This window comes from Nocardia sp. NPDC005978, from assembly GCF_040614455.1.
Taxonomy (GTDB): domain Bacteria; phylum Actinomycetota; class Actinomycetes; order Mycobacteriales; family Mycobacteriaceae; genus Nocardia.
The window spans coordinates 1-20104 of sequence record NZ_JBEXUS010000133.1; the positions used below are offsets into that span (position 1 = coordinate 1).

The following is a 20104-nucleotide window of genomic DNA, read 5'->3' on the forward strand; positions in this document are numbered from 1 at the left end:
GCAATGTTGCAGCGGGCGCGAGTGGTGTGCGGGGGAGTCCGCCGTTCCGGGCAGTGACCGTAAGTGGTTGTGACGCCCCGGAATCGGCGCGCGATTACGTCGTCGGTGTTCCGTCGGCGTTCTTCGCGATGGTCGGGATCGCGTGGTTCGCGACGGTCGGGATCGGCAGATCCTGGCGGCCGCCGGACAGGGGTTGCGGATCGGCCGGGTAGGGCGGTGGGTTGCCGCCGAATTCGGGGCACAGCGGCTTGAAATCGCAGTACTTGCACAGCCAGGACCTGCTGGGCGGGAAATCGCCTGAGGCGGTGGCGGATTGGATGGCGAGCCAGAGCGCGGACACCACGCGCTCGAAGCGCAGCAACTCCTCGGCTTCGGGCTGGTAGGTGAGGGTCTGCTCGTCGGCCAGATACATCAGCCGCAGGGCGGTGGGCGCGGTTCCGAAGGTGCGCAACAGAACCAGGGCGTAGAACTTGAGCTGGAACAGCGCGCGCATCTCATGATCCGGCGCGGGCGATTTGCCGGTTTTATAGTCGATGACGTGCAGTCCGCCGTCGCTCGCGCGGTCGATGCGATCCACGAATCCGCGCAGCGGAGTGCCGTCCGGCAGATCGGCCTCTACGAAGGCTTCCAGGGACTGCGGGGTGAAAGCGGTGGGGTCCTCGAGGCGGAAGTAGACCGCGACCAAGGCTCGCGCCTCCGCGTAGAAGCCCTCCAGTTCATCATCGGCAATCAGGCCCGCCGTATCGGCGCGCGATTCCAGCATGCGCTGCCAGGCCGGTGCGACGAGCGCGTCCGCGTGCGCCTGATCGCGCTCGGCGGCGGGCAGTGCGAACAGATCCTCCAGGACCGAGTGCACCAGCGTGCCGCGTACCGCCGCGCGGGACGGGGGCTCGGGGATCCGGTCGATGGCCCGTAACCGATACTTCAGCGGGCACTGCTTGAAATCTATTGCGCGCGAAGGCGACAGCGCGGGCTTGCGTGGCGTCTCGCCCGCCGAGTCCGGGGTAGTGATAGCGGGTACCGACATACCTGGCAGGCTAAACGCCGGCACCGACAAGGTGCGATGCCGATTTGGCAGCAAAATCGCAGCGAAACAATGAGGACGGAGATTCATGACGGCCAGACGGACCGGGCCTTTCCAGATCGGTGACCGGGTGCAGCTGACCGACGCCAAGGGACGCAAGTTCACGGTGATTCTGGCGGAGGGCGCTTTCTTCCACACCCACGCCGGTGAGATCGCGCACGACGATCTGATCGGCGCCGACGAAGGCTGCGTGGTCACCTCGGCCAAGAACACGCCCTACCTCGCGCTGCGGCCGCTGCTCACCGACTACGTGCTGTCGATGCCGCGCGGCGCGGCGGTCATCTACCCCAAGGACGCCGCGCAGATCGTGCACGAGGGCGACGTCTTCCCCGGCGCCAAGGTGCTCGAGGCGGGTGCGGGCTCGGGCGCGCTGACCTGCTCGCTGCTGCGCGCGGTCGGGCCCGAGGGCAAGGTCATCTCCTGGGAGATCCGCGAGGATCACGCCGAGCACGCGGTGCGCAACGTCGAGAAGTTCTTCGGCGAACGCCCGGACAACTGGGAACTGACCCTCGGCGACGTCGCGGAGTACTCCGGCGAACAGGTCGATCGGGTCATCCTGGACATGCTCAAGCCCTGGGACACCCTGGACGCGGTCTCCAAGGCACTGGTCCCCGGCGGCGTGCTCATGGTCTACGTGGCCACCACCACCCAGATGTCCGAGGTCGTCGAGCACCTGCGCCGCCAGGAATGCTGGACCGAGCCGCGCGCCTGGGAGTCCATGGTCCGCGGCTGGCACGTGGTCGGCCTGGCCGTGCGCCCCGAGCACCGCATGCAGGGCCATACGGCCTTCCTGGTGAGCGCACGACGCCTCGCCGACGGCACGGTGGCACCCAAGCCTCAGCGGCGCGCGGGCAAGGGCTGACGAGCGCCCTGAGACGTGAAAGCGCCCCCTGCCGACCCGGAGCAGGGGGCGCTTCGTCGTTCGGCGCCGGTGCATGCGGCGGTGAATCAGCAGGCAGCCTTGCCCATGGCCAGGATCATGCAGCCGGTGCCCTCGGAGAGCTGCCAGGCGCCGTCGGCGTACTGCCAGGTCATCGGGACGCCGGGCATGGTGCCGTGCGGGGAGGAGATCGCGACCGCGGCGTTCGCGCCCTCGCCGTTCACCTGCACGCCCGAGACGCCGAAGCCCACGTGCCCGTAGTTGCCCAGCGCACTGCTCATCTTGTCGATGTTGCCGGACTTCGCGGCACCGCCGACCATGAGCTTCTCCTTGTCCGCGGTCGGCACAGCGGGGTCGACGAAGCGGTCGAGGGTGGACTGGAGTTCCTCCGGCGACGGCGCCGGCGCGGCGGCGGCCTGGCCCGCGCCCGAGGCGAGGAGCAGGGCCGTTCCGGCGGCGGCGAGACAGAGACGGGCGGTGCGAGCGAGCATGGGGGAGCGTGCCTTTCGGGTCTTACGGGCGATTCGAGTTATGCGTTGCGGCTATTACGGCTGGCAGGCGGCGCGCGCCATGCCGAGCAGCGTGCAGGCGCCGGCGTCGGCGAGCTTCCAGCTGCCGCCGTCGTACTGGAAGGCGATCGGCACGCCCGGCATGGCGCCGTGCGGTGAGCCGACCGCGACGGTCGCGGTGGCGGTGTTGCCCTCGGTCTTGACCTCGCCGACGGTGAAAGTGACCTGGTAGCCGGCCAGGCCCTGGTTCAGGGTCTCGATATTGGCCAGTCGCTTCTCGCCGCCGACCACCAGTTTCGCCTTGTCCGCGGCCGGTTTTGCCGGGTCGGCGAAGCCGGTCAGGATGCCCTGCAGCTCGGCCGCGGTGGGCGCGGGCGCTGCGGCCTGTGTCTGTGAAGTGGCACTCGCCGAGGTCGAATGCGTGGAATGGTTGTTGTCCTCGGAGCCGCAACCCGCCACAGTGGCGGTAACGGCGAGGGCAGCCGCAGCGGTAGCCACGGAAACACGCAGCGTCCGCGGGACGTTGCGCATACCAGGGATACGGCCGGTGGGAAGGAGCATCTACGGCACCCTTTCGGATCGGCGGCGAAGTAACTCGCCGGAAACAGGTTAGGGCAGGCTAACATGCTTGACCGGGCCGCCCGCCGCAGCCTAGATGTGATCACGACGAAACCATGTCGGAAAGCGGGATCGAGTATCGCCCGGTAGCGTTGATAGACCGGGACTGGGAGGAGCAGCATCATGAGCCCCAACGAACATTCGGATTCGGCAGCCTGGAGGGAACTCGAGGCGGTACGTGCCGAGGCGGCTGCACTCCGGAGGCAACTCGCCGATTCACCGGATCGCGCACGGGAATTGGAAGCGCGCATCGATTCGCTGACGATTCGCAACACCAAGCTGATGGACACGCTCAAAGAAGCGCGTCAGCAATTGGTCGCGCTACGTGAGGAAGTCGATCGGCTCGGCCAGCCGCCGAGCGGCTACGGCATCCTCCTGGGTGTGTACGAGGATCAGACGGTCGACGTCTTCACCTCGGGACGCAAGATGCGCCTGACGTGTTCACCGAACATCGACACCACCATTCTGGTCCAGGGTCAGACCGTGCGTCTCAACGAGGCACTGACCGTGGTCGAGGCCGGGCGGTTCGATCAGATCGGCGAAATCGGCACGCTGCGCGAGATTCTCGACGACGGCAAGCGCGCCCTCGTGGTGGGCCACGCCGATGAGGAACGGGTGGTGTGGCTTTCGGGCCCGCTGTCCGAAATGGTGGATGTCGACAACGTCGACGATCCCGATCGCCCCATTCGTAAACTGCGGCCGGGGGATTCGCTGCTGGTCGACTCCAAGGCGGGCTTCGCGTTCGAGCGGATTCCCAAGGCCGAGGTCGAGGATCTCGTGCTCGAGGAGGTGCCGGACGTCGACTACCTCGACATCGGCGGCCTCTCGCGCCAGATCGAGCAGATCCGCGACGCGGTGGAACTGCCGTTCCTGCACAAGGATCTGTTCCGCGAATACGCGCTGCGGCCGCCCAAGGGCGTGCTGCTCTACGGCCCTCCCGGTTGCGGTAAGACGCTGATCGCCAAGGCCGTCGCCAACTCCCTGGCGAAGAAGATCGCCGAAGCGCGTGGCGAGGATGCCAAGGAAGCCAAGTCGTTCTTCCTGAACATCAAGGGTCCCGAGCTGCTCAACAAGTTCGTCGGTGAGACCGAGCGTCACATTCGGATCATCTTCCAGCGGGCGCGTGAGAAGGCCAGCGAAGGCACCCCCGTGATCGTGTTCTTCGACGAGATGGACTCGATCTTCCGGACCCGTGGTTCGGGTGTGTCCTCCGACGTGGAGACCACCGTTGTGCCGCAGCTGCTTTCGGAGATCGACGGCGTCGAGGGCCTGGAGAACGTCATCGTCATCGGCGCCTCCAACCGTGAGGACATGATCGACCCGGCCATCCTGCGGCCCGGCCGCCTGGACGTGAAGATCAAGATCGAGCGTCCGGATGCCGAAGCGGCACAGGACATCTTCTCCAAGTACCTGATGGATTCGCTGCCGCTGCACTCCGAGGACGTCTCGGAGTTCGACGGCGACAAGTCCAAGTGCGTGCAGGCCATGATCGAAAAGGTCGTGGAGCGCATGTACGCCGAGTCCGAGGACAACCGCTTCCTGGAGGTCACCTACGCCAACGGTGACAAGGAGGTCCTGTACTTCAAGGACTTCAACTCCGGCGCCATGATCCAGAACATCGTGGACCGGGCCAAGAAGTACGCCATCAAATCGGTCCTCGAATCCGGCGCGCCGGGCCTTCGCATTCAGCATCTCTACGACTCCATCGTCGACGAGTTCGCCGAGAACGAAGACCTCCCCAACACCACCAACCCCGACGATTGGGCGCGCATCTCCGGCAAGAAGGGCGAGCGCATCGTCTACATCCGGACCCTGGTGACAGGCAAGAACGCCTCGGCCAGCCGGGCGATCGACACCGAGTCGAACACGGGTCAGTACCTGTAAATCGGTAAAGGCAAGGGGCGCACTTCTTTCGGGAGGTGCGCCCTTGTCGTACGGGTCTCCGGTGTCAGCTCCCGGAGCGTTCACTCGCGTTCGCGTCGAGTTCGGCGAGGATCTCGCGCAGGGTTTCGCGGCGGGCGGGGGGCAGGGTCGCGAAGAGGTTCTCGGCGGCCTTGCGGCGGGCCGCGTCCATCCGGGCGAGGGTCGAACGGCCGGTGCCGGTGAGGGAGACCAGGGTGGCGCGGCGGTTGGTGGGGTCGGCCGCGCGCGTGACGAGGGCGGCCGATTCGAGGGCGTCCACGACCGTGGTGGCCGAGCGGGGGACTATGCCGAGGCGGTCGGCCAGGTCGGACATGCGCAGGGGTTCGGCGGCGCGGCTCAAGGTGCGCAGGGCGCGGCTCTGACCGGGGGTGAGGCCGAGCGGGGCGAGATCCGCCATCTGAGCGCGGCGGATGCGTTTGGCGGTGCGCACGAACAGCTCGGGTAGATCGGTGTCGGGGGCCTCGTCCATGATGCTGAGCATAAGTCATTGTCACTGGGAACAATATTGAGCCAGACTCAGTTACACGCTGTGTTCTCAGATCTCAGGAAGGAGGCGCCTATGGCTGCCCGATCCGAGCTGCGCCGGATTATCCGGCTGTTCCACCCCTATCGTTCCCGGCTCGCCCTGGTGGGCGGGCTGGTCGCCCTCGCCTCGGCGGTGGGCCTGGCCTCGCCGTTCCTGGTGCGCGGCATCATCGACGATGCCCTGCCGCACGGGCGGACGGGGCTGCTGACCCTGATGGCCGCCGGCATGGTCGCCGTCTCGGCGCTGACCGCCGTCTTCGGGGTGTGGCAGACCTATCTGTCGACCGCCGTGGGCCAGCGGGTCATGCACGATCTGCGGACCGCGGTCTACGCGCGGCTGCAATCGATGCCGCTGTCGTTCTTCACCGCCACCCGCACCGGCGAGGTGCAGTCGCGCATCGCCAACGACATCGGCGGGATGCAATCCACGGTCACCTCGACCGCGACCTCGCTCATCTCCAACTTCACCTCGGTGCTGGCCGCGGTCATCGCCATGTTCGTGCTGGACTGGCGGCTGACCCTGGTGTCGCTGGCCATGCTGCCGTTCTTCGTCTGGATCAGCCGCCGCGTGGGTTCCGAGCGCCGGCGCATCACCGGGGAGAAGCAGAAACAGCTGGCCGGAATGTCCGCGATCGTCGAGGAATCACTGTCGGTCAGCGGAATACTGCTGGGGCGCACCATGGGTCGCTCCCCGGCGCTGGTGCACGACTTCTCGAAGGAATCGCGCGGGCTGGTGGATCTCGAGATCCGCTCCAGCATGGCCGGGCGCTGGCGGCAGTCGACCATCACCATCGTGATGGCGGCCATGCCCGCGGTCGTCTACTGGGCCGCCGGGCTGGCCTCCGCGGCCGGAACGCCGCTGGTGTCAATCGGCACGCTGGTCGCCTTCACCACCCTGCAGGCCGGGCTGTTGCGGCCCGCGGTCATGCTGCTCTCGACCGGCGTCGAGGTGCAGAGTTCGCTGGCGCTGTTCGCGCGCATCTTCGAATATCTGGACCTGACACCCGATATCGCCGAACCCGAGCGCCCCGCGGCGCTGCCCGCCGAGGGCGTGACGGGCGCGGTGCGTTTCGAGGGCGTCGGCTTCGCCTATGATCCCGCCGACCGGAAGGTGTTGAACGACATCGACATCAGCGTTCCGGCGGGGACGAGTCTGGCGATCGTCGGCGAAACCGGTTCGGGCAAGACCACACTCGGATACCTGGTCGCGCGGCTCTACGATGTCACCGACGGCCGCGTCGCCATCGATGGAATCGACGTGCGGGAGCTGAGTTTCGCGGATCTGGCCGCCACGGTCGGCGTGGTCTCGCAGGAGACCTACCTGTTCCACGCCTCGGTCGCGGACAACCTGCGTTTCGCCAAACCCGATGCCACGGACGCGGAATTGGTCGCCGCTGCCCGCGCCGCGCAGATCCACGAGCACATCGCGAGTCTGCCCGAGGGCTACGACACCGTCGTCGGCGAACGCGGCTACCGGTTCTCCGGTGGTGAGAAACAGCGCCTCGCGGTGGCGCGCGCGATCCTGCGCAACCCGCCGATCATGGTGCTCGACGAGGCCACCAGCGCCCTGGACACCCGCACCGAGCGGGAGGTGCAGGCGGCGATCGACGCGCTGTCCTCGGGGCGCACGACGATCACCATCGCGCACCGGCTGTCGACGATTCGCAACGCCGATCAGATCGTGGTGCTCGATCACGGGCGCGTGGCCGAGCGGGGGACGCACGAGGAGCTGTTGGCGCGCAACGGGTTCTACGCGGATCTGCTGGCGCGGGATGAGGTGCTGGCCGCGGCCTGAGTGATTCGGGCGCTCGAGCCGGAGACGGCGAAGGGCCGCGATCTCGAACGAGATCGCGGCCCTTCGGCCGTGCGCGGTCAGCTGCCCGGGATGAACCCCGGGTAGATGAAGTGGTGCCCGCCGGTGAGCTGGGTGCTCGAGCCCAGTGCGAACGGGAAGTTGTTCGGCACGATGTTGAGCTTGTGCGGATTGCCCTGCTGGTCGGCCTGGAAGCAGCTCATGGTCTGCCCGTGGAAGGACGTGCAGACGATGCGTGTGCTGGTGCCGAACGGCGAGGTCAGGCGGGAACGGCTCTCGAACGGATTCCAGTAGCCCGGATCGGCGGGGGTGAGGAAATCCTTGGTCTCGAACACCGAGATCGGGCTGTTCGGATTCCACTCCGGCCACTCGTCGGCGGACGCGGCGCCCGCGCCGAACGCGAGCACTGTTCCCGCCGTGGCGACGGTGGCCGCGGCCACGGTCGCGGCCCGGGTGATCGTCTTCATTGACCCCTCCAAAAATCGTCGTGCGGTTTTCGGCCTCACCCGGCGAATCGCTCGGGTCGCCGGGTTTTGTTACTCGTACTACGTACCCGATGGTCCGGTCGGTAACCCCGCCGTGACCGGGGGATCCGGTTTCGGGTGCGAATCAGCTGCTGGGACGGGTCGAATGGGTGTCCCGAGGCGAGCGGTGGTCCAATCCCGCATTGTTCCTGCGGCATTCGCGGAGGCCGCGCAGGCGTGGCACGCGGTCACCATCGAATGAGCCGGGGCAATTCGCGGACCGTGCGCATGCGGCAGCCCCGCGTCGGCTCGGGTCTCGTGTCCGAATTCGATTGCTGAATTTACGGTTACGAATCCATTACCCCGGCAGGTAAGCCGGGAAATTTCGGTAGCGGTGCAGTATCACAGAGTATGGCAATCGTTCGAGCTGCGCTGGTCCAGACGAACTGGGCAGGCGATAAAGAGTCCATGATCAAGGCCCACGAGGACTACGCGCGCCAGGCCGCCGCCGCGGGTGCGAAGGTCATCTGTTTCCAGGAGCTGTTCTACGGGCCGTACTTCTGCCAGCTCCAGGACACCAAGTTCTACGACTACGCCGAATCGGTGCCCGGACCGACCGTGGACCGATTCGCCGCGCTGGCCGCCGAACTCGGCCTGGTCATGGTGCTGCCGGTGTACGAGCAGGAGCAGCCGGGACTGCTGTACAACACCGCGGCGGTGATCGACGCGGACGGCAGCTATCTCGGCAAATACCGAAAACACCACATTCCGCATGTGAACGGGTTCTGGGAGAAGTTCTACTTCCGCCCGGGCAATCTGGGGTGGCCGGTGTTCGATACCGCGGTCGGCAAGATCGGGGTGTACATCTGCTACGACCGGCATTTCCCGGAGGGCTGGCGGGCGCTGGGACTGGCGGGCGCGGAGATCGTCTTCAATCCCTCGGCGACCTCGCGCGGGCTGTCGAGCTATTTGTGGAAGCTCGAGCAGCCGGCCTCGGCCGTGGCCAACGAGTATTTCATCGGTGCGATCAACCGGGTCGGCATCGAGGAGTACGGGGACGACGATTTCTACGGGATGAGTTACTTCGTCGATCCCGAGGGCAAATTCGTCGGTGAGGTGGCCTCCGATACCGCGCCGGAGCTGGTGGTGCGGGACCTGGACCTGGATCTGATCAAGGTCGTGCGCGATCGGTGGGCCTTCTATCGAGACCGCCGGCCGGACGCCTACGGACCGTTGGTGACGCCGTAATGACGCGCGTATTCATCCACGGCGGAACCGTGGTGTCGGCCACCGGTTCCCAAGAGCTCGACGTGCTCATCGACGGGGAGACCATCGCGGCGGTGGTGCAGCCGGGGTCCACGGCGCTGGGGGTCGATCTGGCCGCGGCCGCCGATACGGTCATCGATGCCACCGGGCGGTACGTGCTGCCGGGCGGGGTCGACGGGCACACCCATATGCAACTGCCCTTCGGCGGCACCGAGGCCTCGGACACCTTCGAGACCGGCACCCGGGCCGCGGCCTGGGGCGGGACGACCACGATCGTCGACTTCGCCGTGCAGAAGCCGGGGGAGCGGGTGCAGGATTCGCTGGCGCAGTGGCATCGCAAGGCCGACGGGCAGTGCGCGATCGACTACGGATTCCATCAGATCGTGGGCGACGTCAACGCCGAATCCCTGAAGGGGATGGCGGAATTGGTCGCGGAGGGGGTGAGCAGCTTCAAGCTGTTCATGGCGTACCCCGGCGTCTTCTACTCCGACGACGGGCAGATTCTGCGCGCCATGCAGACCGCCGGTGATCTGGGCGCGCTGCTGATGATGCACGCGGAGAACGGGATCGCCATCGACGTGCTCATCGAGCAGACGCTGGCGCGCGGGGACACCGCGCCGTACTTCCACGGGACTTCCCGGCCTTGGCAATTGGAGGAGGAGGCGACCCATCGCGCCATCATGCTGGCGCAGGTGACGGGTGCGCCGCTGTACGTGGTGCACGTGTCGGCGAAGCAGGCGCTCGAGCAGATCGCCACGGCTCGGGGCAGGGGCCAGAACGTCTTCGGCGAGACCTGTCCGCAGTACCTGTACCTCTCGCTCGAAGAGCAGTTGGGCGCACCGGGTTTCGAGGGTGCGAAGTGGGTGTGCTCGACGCCGCTGCGGGCGCGGGCCGAGGGGCATCAGGACGAGCTGTGGCGGTACATCCGTACCGGAGACGTCACCACGGTCGCCACCGATCACTGCCCGTTCTGCTACAAGGGGCAGAAAGACCTGGGTGTCGGGGATTTCAGCAAGATTCCCAACGGTATCGGCGGGGTCGAGCATCGGATGGATCTGATGTACCAGGGGGTGCGGGACGGTCGCATCTCGCTGGAGAAGTGGGTGGAGGTCTGCTGCACCGCGCCGGCGCGGATGTTCGGGATGTATCCGCGCAAGGGGGTGATCAGTCCGGGGGCCGATGCCGACGTGGTGATCTACGACCCGAACGGGCACACCAGCATCGGGCTCGGCAAGACCCATCACATGAACATGGACCACTCGGCGTACGAGGGGTTCGAGGTGGGCGGGCACGTGGACACCGTGCTCTCGCGCGGACGGATCATCGTCGACGGCGGGGAATACCTGGGCTCGACCGGCCACGGCCGCTTCCTGAAACGCGGACTTTCCCAGAACCTGATCTGACCCGAAGGGAGTGTGCGCCATGGATATCGGAGTGGTTTTGCAGTGCACGCCGCCCGCGTCCCGGGTGGTGGAATTGGCCCGGGTGGCCGAGACGCACGGGTTCTCGCACGTGTGGACCTTCGATTCGCATCTGCTGTGGCAGGAGCCGTACGTCATCTACAGCCAGATCCTGGCCGTCACGCGCAAGGTGGTGGTCGGGCCGATGGTCACCAATCCCGCCACCCGGGATTGGACGGTCACGGCCTCGACCTTCGCGACGCTCAACGAGATGTTCGGCAATCGCACCATTTGCGGTATCGGGCGCGGGGATTCGGCGGTGCGCACGCTCGGCGGGCGGCCGTCGAATCTGGCGACGCTGCGCGAATCCATCGGGGTGATCCGCGAGCTGGGCAACGGGCGGCCGGTCTCGCTCGGTGACACGACGGTGCGGTTGCCGTGGGCGGCGGATTCGCGGCTGCCGGTCTGGGTGGCCGGATACGGCCCGCGCGCACTGGATCTCACCGGTGAGGTGGCCGACGGCTTCATCCTCCAGCTGGCCGATCCGGACATCGCCGCCTGGACGATCGCCCGCGTGCGGGCGGCGGCCGAACGCGCGGGCCGCGATCCGTCGGAGGTGAAGATCTGCGTGGCCGCGCCCGCCTACATCACCGACGGCACCGAGGCGGCCCTGAAACACGCACGCGAACAATGCCGTTGGTTCGGCGGGATGGTCGGCAACCACGTCGCGGACATCGTCGCGCGCTACGGCGCAGACGCCGCGATTCCCGCCGCCCTGACCGACTACATCGCCGGCCGCCAGGGCTACGACTACAACCAGCACGGCCGGGCCGGGAACACCCACGCCGAGTTCGTCCCCGACGCGATAGTGGATCGGTTCTGCGTCCTGGGCACTCCGGACGACCACCTCGCCCGGCTGCGGGAACTGGAGGCTCTCGGAGTTGATCAATTCGCGGTGTACCTGCAGCACGATGCCAAAACGAGCACGCTCGAAGCCTACGGCGAATCGGTGCTGCCGCGTTTGGCGCGGCCGGTGACGGCCACGACGACCGGCACGTGATGCCCGGCCGGCTGACCGGGCCGGCCCCCCGTCATCGTTCCACGTCTACGATGACCCGGCTTGCGGCCCGTTCTACTTGCAGCTCGGGCTGTCGGTGATCTTGATCTGGGTGACGGTCTTGTACAGGAGGGTCCCGTAGTTCGGCTTGACGCACTGCGTGGAACCGTCGGCGAACTTCAGCAACGCGCCGTCGTCGTTTCTGGTGTTGACCACCTGGATAGAGCCGCGACTGTTCGGTCCGAGGGTCTGCCAGTAGCCCCGGTCCTGGTACATGGCTGTGGGGTGCTGTGCGCCGCTGTCGTAGCCGGTCAGGTAGAAGCAGACATACGGGTAGTTGCATCCGTGCATGCTGTTGGCCGAGGCCGGTGCGGCGCCGGGGCCGGCGATCACGCCGAGGGCGGCGGCCGACATCGCGGCTGCGGCGGCGAAGGTTCTCATCTTCATGGTGTTCTCTCTGACTCTCGAGCTACCAAGTGTCTGCTTGGTAGTTCGAAAACATATATGCCACAGCATAATCAGCTCAACCCCCTGGAAGGTGGGTCTGACGAATCCGGCGGACTGCGTCTATCCGGGTGCCTGAGAGGTGTGAAATGGACTGTAATCGAGTCGATTACGAGAAGCAGTCATACCCGGTCGGCGTGGCCGTGGTTCAATGAGGGCTGGTCGACTTGGGTTATGTTGTGCTGTGGCATAGTCGATGCCCGGTCGATGTTCCGACCCAGTCAGTCGCGGAGGAGTTCATCGCGCGCAGAGTCGAATTCACCGGGTTCGGACGGTCAGGTCGGTGATCCGCCGGTCGGGCTATCTCACGGCCGGTGGAAATGTGTCGTGAGCTGCGTGCACAGTGCCGCCACCGCCGATTCGCCGACCTCTCGTCCGTCGGTCCAGGAGGCGAACCAGTCCACCGAGTCCGGAGTGCCCGTGGGGCGGACGAATACGTGCTGGTGGAAGTGCGCGACGCTGCGGCCGGTGACAGCGGAGAACACGTACTCCGGCGACAGCTCGGTGCGCAGCGCGTGTGCGGCACGGCGCACGGCCCACCCCGCCCGCTCGGCCTCGTCGTCGGTCAGGTCGGCCAAGGCCGGTGCGTGCCGGACGGTTTCGACGAACAGGTAGCCGGGCATCGGCACACCGTCGGACAGGGGCCGGTGCGTCACCACGATCAGGTCGTCGGCATAGATAACCGGCCCGACCAATTCGCCTCGGCCACGGTGCTTTTCACAGATCGGGCATTGGGTCCCCATGCCGTGACGCTACTCGGGAACGTTCGCGCCGGCATCTTCGCGTTCGTTCTCGCGCAGAAACCGCTCGAGCCTTCGCCGAGCGTGGACATCGGTCTCGCCCAGCGCGGCCAGCTCGTCGAGCCGTCCGGCGCGGGCGAGGAGATCCATGTGCCACAGATGCGCATTGTGTTTGCCGGCATCGGGACTCCAGCACTCCGCGGCGGTGCTGACCGCGGCGATGGCCGCGTCCCAGTCGAGCCGAAGCTCCGCCGCGCGCACGGCATCGTCGATCGCGTGCCAGTCGGGCGGCTCGTTCACGATCCCAGTGTGCCGATCCGAGTATCCGGCCGGACCGCCGCCCCCGGAAGCCGGGAGCGGCGGCGGATCGGTCGAGCGGGATCAGGCCGGGAAGCTGCCGAAGGAGCCGGTGCCGGTGGGGGCCGCGGCCACCTCGCAGGTCGTGGGGCCGTAGGTGAAGTTCCAGCCGGGGCCGGACTCGTGGGCGTAGAGCTTGTGGGTGCCCGCCTTCGTGGGCGTCCACTGCACGCTGACCGTGGTGCCCGCGCCGTCGGCGACCGTGATCGGCGAGCCGATCGACACCGTCGACCCGTCGGGGCCGACGCTGCTGAACGCGACGGTGGTGTTCGGGTTCAGGATCGCGGCGGTGACCGTGTAGGCCGAATTCACCTGCAGCGCGGTACCGGACACCGCGGGCTGGTCCGCCGGGAGCGAACCCGACGAATAGGTGCAGCCCGACGCCGGCTGATCGGCCCCCGCCGTCGCCATCGTCCCGCCCGCCGACACCGTAGCGACCAGCACCGAGGCCGCGATTCCACACTTGACGACCAGATTCATCGGCCGCCCTCCCCGTGAACTCACAGAGTCACCCTCTATCTACCCCGAGATCCGGGGCGTCGAAATATGAAGCATTGCAACGTGTTGCTACAACACAGAGCAACGTACCCCGGGGGTCCGACAGGTCGAGTGGGGGAGTCCCGCAAGCGTTTTCGGGTCGCGGGCGTGATCACCGACTGCCGTGCAGCCACTCCTGGAACCCGGCGGCCCGCTCGCGCAGCACGGCCTCGTACTCGGGGGAGTCGAAGGGGAGATTCCGATGGTTCCAGCGGTGAGCCGGGTAGCGGGACGACGCCCTGTGGATGGCGTGGAGCACGGCGGGGCGGTGGATCAGGGACACGCGCCAGCCGCCCAGATAGCGGGCGGTGATGTTGGACGTGACGATGCGGCCCTGATGATTCGTGCCGGTGACGGTCACCACCTCGTGGCCTCTTCCGGCGAAGCCGCCGATGACGTGGAGCTTCGCGCCCGCGGGGAAGATTCGGTGGCTGCGGTAGTCCGCTTTCGGGCCGGGGTTGTAGGGGTAGGGGAGCAGGTTGGCCACCACGCACCACTCGGGGTGAACAGCGTTGGGGTGCGGCGGTTCCGCCGGCTGTGCCTCGGTGGGGTTTTCGTGCGGCGCGGTGGGGTCTTCGGGCAGCGCGGTGCGCAGTTTCCACCAGCGGGCTGCCGCCGCGGCCGCCAGCGAGACGGCCGCGAGAAAGCGCTTCATGGGCCGTCAGCTTAGTCCCGGGTGCGCTGCGGGCAACGCCATTTTCCTTGCGGTGCAGAGCATTCGGCGGTCCGGCGGACCATCGGCGTTCCGTGGCGTGTTTCAGGCGGTCACGTAGCGCAGTAGCTGCGCGGTGGTGAACTGTCGCGTTTCGACCAGGCGCAGGGGGATGCGCTTCTCGAGCTGCGGCAGGAAAGGCGTTCCGCCGCCGAGGATTACGGGGGAGACATACAGCTGGTACTCGTCGATCAGATCGTGCGGGATCAGGGTGGCGGCGAGATTCGCGCCGCCGACCTCCAGGATGCCGTCGCCCTCGGACTTGAGGCGGCGGACCGTCTCCACCGCGTTCGAGGAGACCAGCGTGCTGTTCCAGCCGACCTCGGTCAGGGTGCGAGAGAAGACGTATTTGGGCTTGTTCACCCAGAGACCGGCGAAGTCACGTTCGATGGGCGGGGCATCGTCGGCGACGTGCGGCCAGTAGTCGGCCATCAGCTCGTACAGGCGGCGGCCGTGCAGGGAGATCTCGACATCGCGGAAGCGGTCATTGTGAAACCCGTGGAGTTCGTCGTCGGGGTCGGTCCAGTCGATGTTGCCGTCGCGGTCGTTGATGTAGCCGTCCGCGGACACGGTGAAGCCGTAGATCAAAGTCCTCATGCGGGTGTAGACCTCCTGAGTCCTCGGAATTCATCGGGCAAACCGTCAGTAGTCGCCCACCCAGCGGAGTTCCCAGCGCTGGGCGGGTCCGGGTGCTCGCAGGACGACATCCGGTGACCCTTCTTCGGATGTGCCGGCCGCCCTCAGTTCGGTACCGGGATACGACAGGTAGTACGTGCCGTCCCCGGCCGGGGTGAGCGCCCAGCGGGTCGAGGATTCACTCTCGGGCTCGGTGCCGACCGCCGCACCGGGGTGAGCGGCGGCGGACAGGGCCGCGCGGCGGGTGTGGTTCACGATCGCGAAATGCTCACCGTCGGACTCGCCCATGGGTTCGAGCCACCAGATCCACAGGCCGTCACCGGGCGGCGGGGTGCTCGCGGCCAGGATGAGGGCGGGAGAACCCTCGAACATCCGGAGCCATCGACCGTCATCGGCGGCGACGATTCGGTACGCCCCGCTGGTCGGCGTCGCGTGTGCGGGGGCCGACGTGATGATCGCGGCGACCAGCATCGCCATCGCCGCCGTCAGCGCCGCGAACGCGCGAGATCCCATGTCAACCTCTTGTGCCGATGATGATCTTCGGATCCTAGACGGTATCGCCGGGTCCGGTGGCCGGTGCGGGACTGCGGCGGAGCCGGGCGGGGAGATCTGCCGCGGCCTACAGTGGCGCGAGTGACTGCGGTGGTTGGTGTGGAAGCGGAGCAGCGGAATTCGGAGACGCCACCGTTCGCGGTGGGTGCGGTGGGGGTGATCACCGGACTCGCGGCGATCGCGATGTTCGCCTCGATCGGCCGATACGGATTCTTCGGCGACGAATGGTATTTCGTGGCGGCGGGACGGCGGCTCGCGGCCGGGTACGCAGATCAGGGGCCACTGGTGCCGGTGATCGCGTGGGCCATGGACGGACTCGCACCGGGTTCGCTGGTGGCGCTTCGAGTTCCAGCGGTGCTGCTGACGCTCATCGCCATCGTGGCGAGTGCGCAGATCGCGCGGGAATTCGGGGGCGCGCGCGGGGCACAGGTGCTGACCGCAGCCGCCTACGCGACTTCGCCGTTCCTGCTCGTGCAGGGCACTCAGCTGGCGACGAACACGGTGGATACCGCGCTGTGGGTGGTGATCAGCTGGCTGGTCGTGCGGTGGGTGCGCACGCGACGGGACGGACTCTTGCTCGCGGCCGGCGCGGTGACCGCCGTGGATATGCAGGTGAAGTGGCTGATCCCATTCTTCTGGATCGCGATCGCCGTGGCCGTACTGGTCTATGGGCCACGGGAATTGCCGAAGCGGCCCGCACTGTGGGCGGGAGCGGCATTCGCGGTCGTGTGCACCGTGCCGACGCTGGTGTGGCAGGCGCGGCACGAATGGCCGCAGCTGGGGATGGGTGCGCAGGTATCCGCCGAACAGGACACCGTCGGCGGGCGAATCACCTTCGTGCCCTTGGCATTGGCGGCGGCGGGAATTCTCGGGGTGGTGCTGCTCGGATTCGGACTGTGGGCGCTGTGGCGCTGGGAGCCGCTGCGCCCGTATCGGTTTCTCGCGCTGACGACCGTGGTGCTCGCGGTGGCATTTCTGGCGATGAACGGCCGGTCGTACTACGTCGTGGGCATCTATCCGGCTGTCATGGCAGCCGGAGCGGTGTGGTTCACTCGCGATGCCGCCACCTGGCGGAAGTGGGTGGGCGGAGTGCTCGTGGTGATCTCGCTCGTGCCGGTGCTGTTCTCGCTGCCCTGGCAGGCCGAATCCGATATCGAGCCGGCCGCCAGCGACGAGGCGGCGGGATTGGCCCTCGGACTCTATGGCAAATTCGGCTGGCCCGAACTGGCCCGGGCTACCGCGGACGCGTACACCGCGCTGCCCGAGCGAGAACGTTCATCGGCAGTGATCATCGCCGATTCCTATTGGCAGGCCAGCGCATTGGATGTGCAGCGGGCGGAGTACGGGCTCCCCGCGGTGTACAGCCCCAACCGTGGTTTCGGCTACTTCGGCACGCCGCCGGACACCGCCACCACCGTGCTCTGGGTGGGTGGTGACGGTAGTGAACCGCGCACTCGGTGCTCGAGCGTCACCGAGGTGGGCCGAGCCGACGCCCGGCTGGGCATTCCCGGGGTGACCAGCGACGTCACCCTGTGGCGATGCGACCACCCGCGCGCACCGTGGTCGCGCGAGTGGCCGAACATGCTGCGGCTGGGCTGATCTCAGCTCTGCGCGGCGGAGACCTCGGACAGGGTGGGATCGGCGGCGGGCTTGCCGTCGGCCGAACCATCCTGCGTGCCGGCCGCGACGATGCTCTGGAGCGCGTCCATGCCATCGGTGATGCGGCCGAACGGCGTGTAATTCGCGGGCAGGCGAGTATCGCGGTAGACCAGGAAGAACTGGCTGCCATTGGTGTTGGGACCCGCATTCGCCATGGCGATGGTGCCCGCGGGGTAGGAAGCGCCCGCCAGATTCTCGTCCACGAACTTGTAGCCCGGACCGCCGGTGCCGGTGCCGGTCGGATCACCGCACTGGAGCACGAAAATGCCCTCGGTGGTCAGGCGGTGGCAGCGCGTGTGATCGAAATAGCCCTGATCGGACAGGAATACGAAAGAGTTCACCGTGTGCGGAGCGCGAGCAGCATCCAGTTCAGCGGTGATGGTGCCGCAGTTGGTTTCCAGGGTCGCGGTGTAGGTCGCGTTCTGATCGATCGTCATCGCGGGCTCCGTCGCCCACTTGGCACCGCTGGGCGTGCCGGAATCGGGCGCAGCGCAACCGGGCGAGCGCTGCGGAGCCGGATCGGGCAGCGCCTCGGCGCGACCGGTCACCAGAACGGTGAGTGCGACCACCGCCGCGATCAAACCGACGCGCCGAAGCGCCTTGCGGTCGAAGCGAATTCGGCGTGCGGGCCGAAGTTGATCGTCATCGAGCGGCAGCGCGTGCGTCTCGGTGGTCACCGGGTAATTCTCCTTCATCGTCTGGGGTATGACTCGGACCGTGCCGACGGGCATCATTGCATCTGCGCCGCCCGCGCGGACCGGGATGGCCCTAATGCGGCCGGGGACGCGCCGGGATCGCGCGCGCAAGGGGGGTTTTCGCTGCTAACGTCGCAAAATATGAAGGTTCAACTGCGGCACAATCCGTCGTCGACCATTGCCCGCTGCTTCCTGGACCCGGGCGAGCCCATGCGGGTCGAGAGCGGGGCCATGGTCGCGCATTCGGCAGGAGTCGCACTGCACGCCAAGGCCGAGGGCGGCGTGCTGGCCGGTCTCAAGCGCTCGATGCTCGCGGGCGAGTCGTTCTTCGTCTCCACATTCACCGCACCCCAGCAGGGCGGCTGGGTGGATGTAGCGCCCGCACTGCCGGGAGACATGCTCTCGCTCAGCATCAGCCCGGACCGGCCGTTCTACATCAGTCGCGGTGGCTGGATCGCCAATTCGCACGCGGTGACGGTCGAGGCGAAATGGGGTGGCTTCGCGAATCTCTTCGGTGGAGAGGGCGGATTCGGACTGCGTGCGCACGGGAACGGAGAGGTGGTGCTGGGCGTATTCGGAGCGATCGACGTCATCGATCTCGCGCCCGGTGAGCCGGTCACCATCGACACCGGGCATGTCGTCGCCTACGACCTGGCCATGAACTTCACCATCCGGCGAGCAGTATCGGGTCGTTCGCTGCAATCGCTCAAATCCGGCGAGGGCTTCGTCTTCGACTTCGTCGGACCCGGCCGCGTACTGCTGCAAACCCGCAACCCGGGCGCCTTCGCGGCCTGGGCAGGATCCTCCGCATCCTCCGGCTAGTCCATGTGATCCAGATCACTGTCCCACTGAGTGGGCATAACCCCAGTTGGAACCGGTTCCAGTATGAAATCTTGATCCGACGGGCAAACTTTTCACCTGAAAAGCCACCCATGGACAAGTGAAGCGTGCATGCTTCGCATGTTCGACATGTCGTTTCACAGATGAGGAGTACACCGTGTCCGGATCCGCAGCGGATTTCCTGGCCGAGGTTCTGATCAAGACCATCCAGGGTCTGTTCACCGGCACCGCCGGCCAGTAGCCGTCGCTCCGACGGCAACGCCCGAGGAACTTCGGTAGCCCATCGAGTCGCGCGGGACTCGATGGGCTGCTTGCGTTTTGGGCGGTAGTGCTCCGGGCGTCGCGCTGGAGGCGTCAGGTAGCTTCGCTGGTTGGGATTGACGGTTCGCAGAAGCGGGGTCGTGCCACGCGTGCTTGGTGCAAGTGGGCCCGGACTTCGTGATTGGCGCGACACGATCGGGGTAGCTGCAAGTAAGCTGAAGTTCGAGAGTCTGACTGGCACCAGCCCACAGAAAGGGCGTGACGCAGTGAACGCGATTACGATCCCGGCTCGAGAGCTTCCGCGGTACATCGGTTCTGAAATTGTCGGTCATGGCACGCTTCTGATGGCTATGGCGCTTTCTGAAGACGAGATCATGTACTGCCGGTTCGGGGGATATGGGGGTGGGGCGGCGGCTTTTCCCTTGTTGCAGACTGTGCGGGTTGTCTCTAGGTGAGTGGGGGCTTCGGGTCTGTTGAACGGAGGCCGTTGGGTATGCGTGGCTGACTTTTCGGGGGATCGGAGCGTTGGGCGGGTGCGTGCGTTTCGGGACGACTGGATAACGAAATACCAGCGTTGTGCGGTGGGGGACTCGGCTGCGGTTGGGTGGCCTACCGGAGAAAGAGCAGCCTGGATAACGGAATACCAGCGGGGCCGGGTTGGGAGCCTCGACGGCGGTACCAGCCCTCCCGGGCCGATAAACGGGATCCACCACTAGCGGGGGTAAGAGCAAGCCTCGAATCGACTACCGCTCACCACAATCACCCTCTAAGGCAGTACCAGCATTCAGCGATGACGGATCTTTGTCTGTAGGTCTCGAGAAGGTTCCTACGGCCATCCAGCCAGGCTGGGAGGGCGAACAGGCTCTCAGCTGGGGAGCCGAGGTCGGGTACGGCTGGCGAGGTAACCAGCACTGCCTCGTTGTTCTTGCTTGTTCTCCCGAACCCCGCTGGAAGGCGCAGAGTGCGTGCGGGTTTCGGGCTACGTAGGCCACTGGAGTGAACACCGATGGTCCTTTGTTGTTGGCCTTGGCTTTGCGGTTTCGGCTGCGGGGCAGCGCTCTAGCAGAGTCGC

At 66.7% G+C, this 20104-nt stretch carries 21 protein-coding genes; 8 read left to right on the forward strand and 13 right to left on the reverse strand.

The window, feature by feature from the left end; translation table 11 throughout:
* Window positions 1-94: 94 nt before the first annotated feature.
* Window positions 95-1027, reverse strand: coding sequence for a RecB family exonuclease (locus ABZ319_RS35515; protein WP_354990949.1), 933 nt, complete (start codon window positions 1025-1027; stop codon window positions 95-97).
* Window positions 1028-1112: 85 nt separating this feature from the next.
* On the opposite strand from ABZ319_RS35515, the gene ABZ319_RS35520 reads away from it, so the two are divergent.
* Window positions 1113-1946, forward strand: a complete 834-nt coding sequence (locus tag ABZ319_RS35520) for a tRNA (adenine-N1)-methyltransferase (protein WP_354990950.1) — start codon at window positions 1113-1115, stop codon at window positions 1944-1946.
* Between the two features lie 86 nt (window positions 1947-2032).
* On the opposite strand, the gene ABZ319_RS35525 is transcribed toward ABZ319_RS35520, so the two are convergent.
* Both ABZ319_RS35525 and ABZ319_RS35530 read right to left on the reverse strand, forming a co-directional pair.
* Window positions 2033-2455, reverse strand: coding sequence for a hypothetical protein (locus ABZ319_RS35525; protein ID WP_354990951.1), 423 nt, complete (start codon window positions 2453-2455; stop codon window positions 2033-2035).
* 54 nt (window positions 2456-2509) lie between these two features.
* Window positions 2510-2971, reverse strand: coding sequence for a hypothetical protein (locus ABZ319_RS35530; protein WP_354990952.1), 462 nt, complete (start codon window positions 2969-2971; stop codon window positions 2510-2512).
* A 243-nt stretch (window positions 2972-3214) separates the two neighbouring features.
* Here ABZ319_RS35530 and arc point away from each other — a divergent pair, with 243 nt between their 5' ends.
* Window positions 3215-4975, forward strand: a complete 1761-nt coding sequence (arc, locus tag ABZ319_RS35535; RefSeq protein ID WP_354990953.1) for a proteasome ATPase — start codon at window positions 3215-3217, stop codon at window positions 4973-4975.
* Between the two features lie 64 nt (window positions 4976-5039).
* Here arc and ABZ319_RS35540 read toward each other — a convergent pair whose 3' ends face one another.
* Window positions 5040-5483 (reverse strand): MarR family transcriptional regulator, encoded by a 444-nt coding sequence (locus tag ABZ319_RS35540; RefSeq protein ID WP_354990954.1) that lies wholly within the window; start codon window positions 5481-5483, stop codon window positions 5040-5042.
* Between the two features lie 90 nt (window positions 5484-5573).
* Here ABZ319_RS35540 and ABZ319_RS35545 point away from each other — a divergent pair, with 90 nt between their 5' ends.
* The gene (locus ABZ319_RS35545) at window positions 5574-7334 is read left to right on the forward strand and encodes an ABC transporter ATP-binding protein (RefSeq protein ID WP_354990955.1); all 1761 of its coding nucleotides are present in this window, start codon (window positions 5574-5576) and stop codon (window positions 7332-7334) included.
* 77 nt (window positions 7335-7411) lie between these two features.
* On the opposite strand, the gene ABZ319_RS35550 is transcribed toward ABZ319_RS35545, so the two are convergent.
* Window positions 7412-7819, reverse strand: coding sequence for a hypothetical protein (locus ABZ319_RS35550; RefSeq protein WP_354990956.1), 408 nt, complete (start codon window positions 7817-7819; stop codon window positions 7412-7414).
* A 408-nt stretch (window positions 7820-8227) separates the two neighbouring features.
* Between ABZ319_RS35550 and ABZ319_RS35555 the strand changes: the two genes are divergently transcribed.
* The 3 genes from ABZ319_RS35555 to ABZ319_RS35565 are packed head-to-tail and all read left to right on the forward strand — an operon-like array spanning window position 8228 to window position 11542.
* The gene (locus ABZ319_RS35555) at window positions 8228-9064 is read left to right on the forward strand and encodes a nitrilase-related carbon-nitrogen hydrolase (protein ID WP_354990957.1); all 837 of its coding nucleotides are present in this window, start codon (window positions 8228-8230) and stop codon (window positions 9062-9064) included.
* Window positions 9064-10485: a dihydropyrimidinase gene (hydA, locus tag ABZ319_RS35560; protein WP_354990958.1), complete on the forward strand. Its 1422-nt coding sequence runs from the start codon at window positions 9064-9066 to the stop codon at window positions 10483-10485. Before ABZ319_RS35555 ends, hydA begins: the two co-directional genes overlap by 1 nt.
* A 19-nt stretch (window positions 10486-10504) precedes the next feature.
* Window positions 10505-11542, forward strand: a complete 1038-nt coding sequence (locus ABZ319_RS35565) for a TIGR03842 family LLM class F420-dependent oxidoreductase (protein WP_354990959.1) — start codon at window positions 10505-10507, stop codon at window positions 11540-11542.
* Between the two features lie 72 nt (window positions 11543-11614).
* Here ABZ319_RS35565 and ABZ319_RS35570 read toward each other — a convergent pair whose 3' ends face one another.
* From ABZ319_RS35570 to ABZ319_RS35600, 7 genes are all read right to left on the reverse strand, one after another.
* Window positions 11615-11986: a hypothetical protein gene (locus ABZ319_RS35570; protein ID WP_354990960.1), complete on the reverse strand. Its 372-nt coding sequence runs from the start codon at window positions 11984-11986 to the stop codon at window positions 11615-11617.
* 362 nt (window positions 11987-12348) lie between these two features.
* Window positions 12349-12786, reverse strand: coding sequence for a hypothetical protein (locus tag ABZ319_RS35575; protein ID WP_354990961.1), 438 nt, complete (start codon window positions 12784-12786; stop codon window positions 12349-12351).
* 9 nt (window positions 12787-12795) lie between these two features.
* On the reverse strand, window positions 12796-13083 hold the full coding sequence (locus ABZ319_RS35580; protein WP_354990962.1) for a hypothetical protein: 288 nt from the start codon (window positions 13081-13083) through the stop codon (window positions 12796-12798).
* Between the two features lie 81 nt (window positions 13084-13164).
* Window positions 13165-13620: a hypothetical protein gene (locus ABZ319_RS35585; protein WP_354990963.1), complete on the reverse strand. Its 456-nt coding sequence runs from the start codon at window positions 13618-13620 to the stop codon at window positions 13165-13167.
* Window positions 13621-13789: 169 nt separating this feature from the next.
* Window positions 13790-14332 (reverse strand): hypothetical protein, encoded by a 543-nt coding sequence (locus ABZ319_RS35590; RefSeq protein ID WP_354990964.1) that lies wholly within the window; start codon window positions 14330-14332, stop codon window positions 13790-13792.
* A 102-nt stretch (window positions 14333-14434) separates the two neighbouring features.
* Complete coding sequence (locus tag ABZ319_RS35595; protein WP_354990965.1) at window positions 14435-14986, reverse strand: dihydrofolate reductase family protein; 552 nt, start codon at window positions 14984-14986, stop codon at window positions 14435-14437.
* Between the two features lie 45 nt (window positions 14987-15031).
* The gene (locus tag ABZ319_RS35600; RefSeq protein WP_354990966.1) at window positions 15032-15538 is read right to left on the reverse strand and encodes a hypothetical protein; all 507 of its coding nucleotides are present in this window, start codon (window positions 15536-15538) and stop codon (window positions 15032-15034) included.
* 120 nt (window positions 15539-15658) lie between these two features.
* On the opposite strand from ABZ319_RS35600, the gene ABZ319_RS35605 reads away from it, so the two are divergent.
* Window positions 15659-17176, forward strand: a complete 1518-nt coding sequence (locus ABZ319_RS35605) for a glycosyltransferase family 39 protein (RefSeq protein ID WP_354990967.1) — start codon at window positions 15659-15661, stop codon at window positions 17174-17176.
* A 2-nt stretch (window positions 17177-17178) separates the two neighbouring features.
* On the opposite strand, the gene ABZ319_RS35610 is transcribed toward ABZ319_RS35605, so the two are convergent.
* Complete coding sequence (locus ABZ319_RS35610) at window positions 17179-17913, reverse strand: peptidylprolyl isomerase (protein WP_354990968.1); 735 nt, start codon at window positions 17911-17913, stop codon at window positions 17179-17181.
* 159 nt (window positions 17914-18072) lie between these two features.
* Here ABZ319_RS35610 and ABZ319_RS35615 point away from each other — a divergent pair, with 159 nt between their 5' ends.
* Window positions 18073-18753 (forward strand): TIGR00266 family protein, encoded by a 681-nt coding sequence (locus ABZ319_RS35615; RefSeq protein ID WP_354990969.1) that lies wholly within the window; start codon window positions 18073-18075, stop codon window positions 18751-18753.
* The last annotated feature ends 1351 nt before the right edge of the window (window positions 18754-20104 follow it).

Coding starts and splice junctions, on each gene's coding strand:
- ABZ319_RS35515 (WP_354990949.1), bottom strand. CDS start 1,027: ATGTCGGTACCCGCTATCACTACCCCGGACTCGGCGGGCGAGACGCCA.
- ABZ319_RS35520 (WP_354990950.1), top strand. CDS start 1,113: ATGACGGCCAGACGGACCGGGCCTTTCCAGATCGGTGACCGGGTGCAG.
- ABZ319_RS35525 (WP_354990951.1), bottom strand. CDS start 2,455: ATGCTCGCTCGCACCGCCCGTCTCTGTCTCGCCGCCGCCGGAACGGCC.
- arc (WP_354990953.1), top strand. CDS start 3,215: ATGAGCCCCAACGAACATTCGGATTCGGCAGCCTGGAGGGAACTCGAG.
- ABZ319_RS35540 (WP_354990954.1), bottom strand. CDS start 5,483: ATGGACGAGGCCCCCGACACCGATCTACCCGAGCTGTTCGTGCGCACC.
- ABZ319_RS35545 (WP_354990955.1), top strand. CDS start 5,574: ATGGCTGCCCGATCCGAGCTGCGCCGGATTATCCGGCTGTTCCACCCC.
- ABZ319_RS35550 (WP_354990956.1), bottom strand. CDS start 7,819: ATGAAGACGATCACCCGGGCCGCGACCGTGGCCGCGGCCACCGTCGCC.
- ABZ319_RS35555 (WP_354990957.1), top strand. CDS start 8,228: ATGGCAATCGTTCGAGCTGCGCTGGTCCAGACGAACTGGGCAGGCGAT.
- hydA (WP_354990958.1), top strand. CDS start 9,064: ATGACGCGCGTATTCATCCACGGCGGAACCGTGGTGTCGGCCACCGGT.
- ABZ319_RS35565 (WP_354990959.1), top strand. CDS start 10,505: ATGGATATCGGAGTGGTTTTGCAGTGCACGCCGCCCGCGTCCCGGGTG.
- ABZ319_RS35570 (WP_354990960.1), bottom strand. CDS start 11,986: ATGAAGATGAGAACCTTCGCCGCCGCAGCCGCGATGTCGGCCGCCGCC.
- ABZ319_RS35575 (WP_354990961.1), bottom strand. CDS start 12,786: ATGGGGACCCAATGCCCGATCTGTGAAAAGCACCGTGGCCGAGGCGAA.
- ABZ319_RS35585 (WP_354990963.1), bottom strand. CDS start 13,620: ATGAATCTGGTCGTCAAGTGTGGAATCGCGGCCTCGGTGCTGGTCGCT.
- ABZ319_RS35590 (WP_354990964.1), bottom strand. CDS start 14,332: ATGAAGCGCTTTCTCGCGGCCGTCTCGCTGGCGGCCGCGGCGGCAGCC.
- ABZ319_RS35595 (WP_354990965.1), bottom strand. CDS start 14,986: ATGAGGACTTTGATCTACGGCTTCACCGTGTCCGCGGACGGCTACATC.
- ABZ319_RS35600 (WP_354990966.1), bottom strand. CDS start 15,538: ATGGGATCTCGCGCGTTCGCGGCGCTGACGGCGGCGATGGCGATGCTG.
- ABZ319_RS35615 (WP_354990969.1), top strand. CDS start 18,073: ATGAAGGTTCAACTGCGGCACAATCCGTCGTCGACCATTGCCCGCTGC.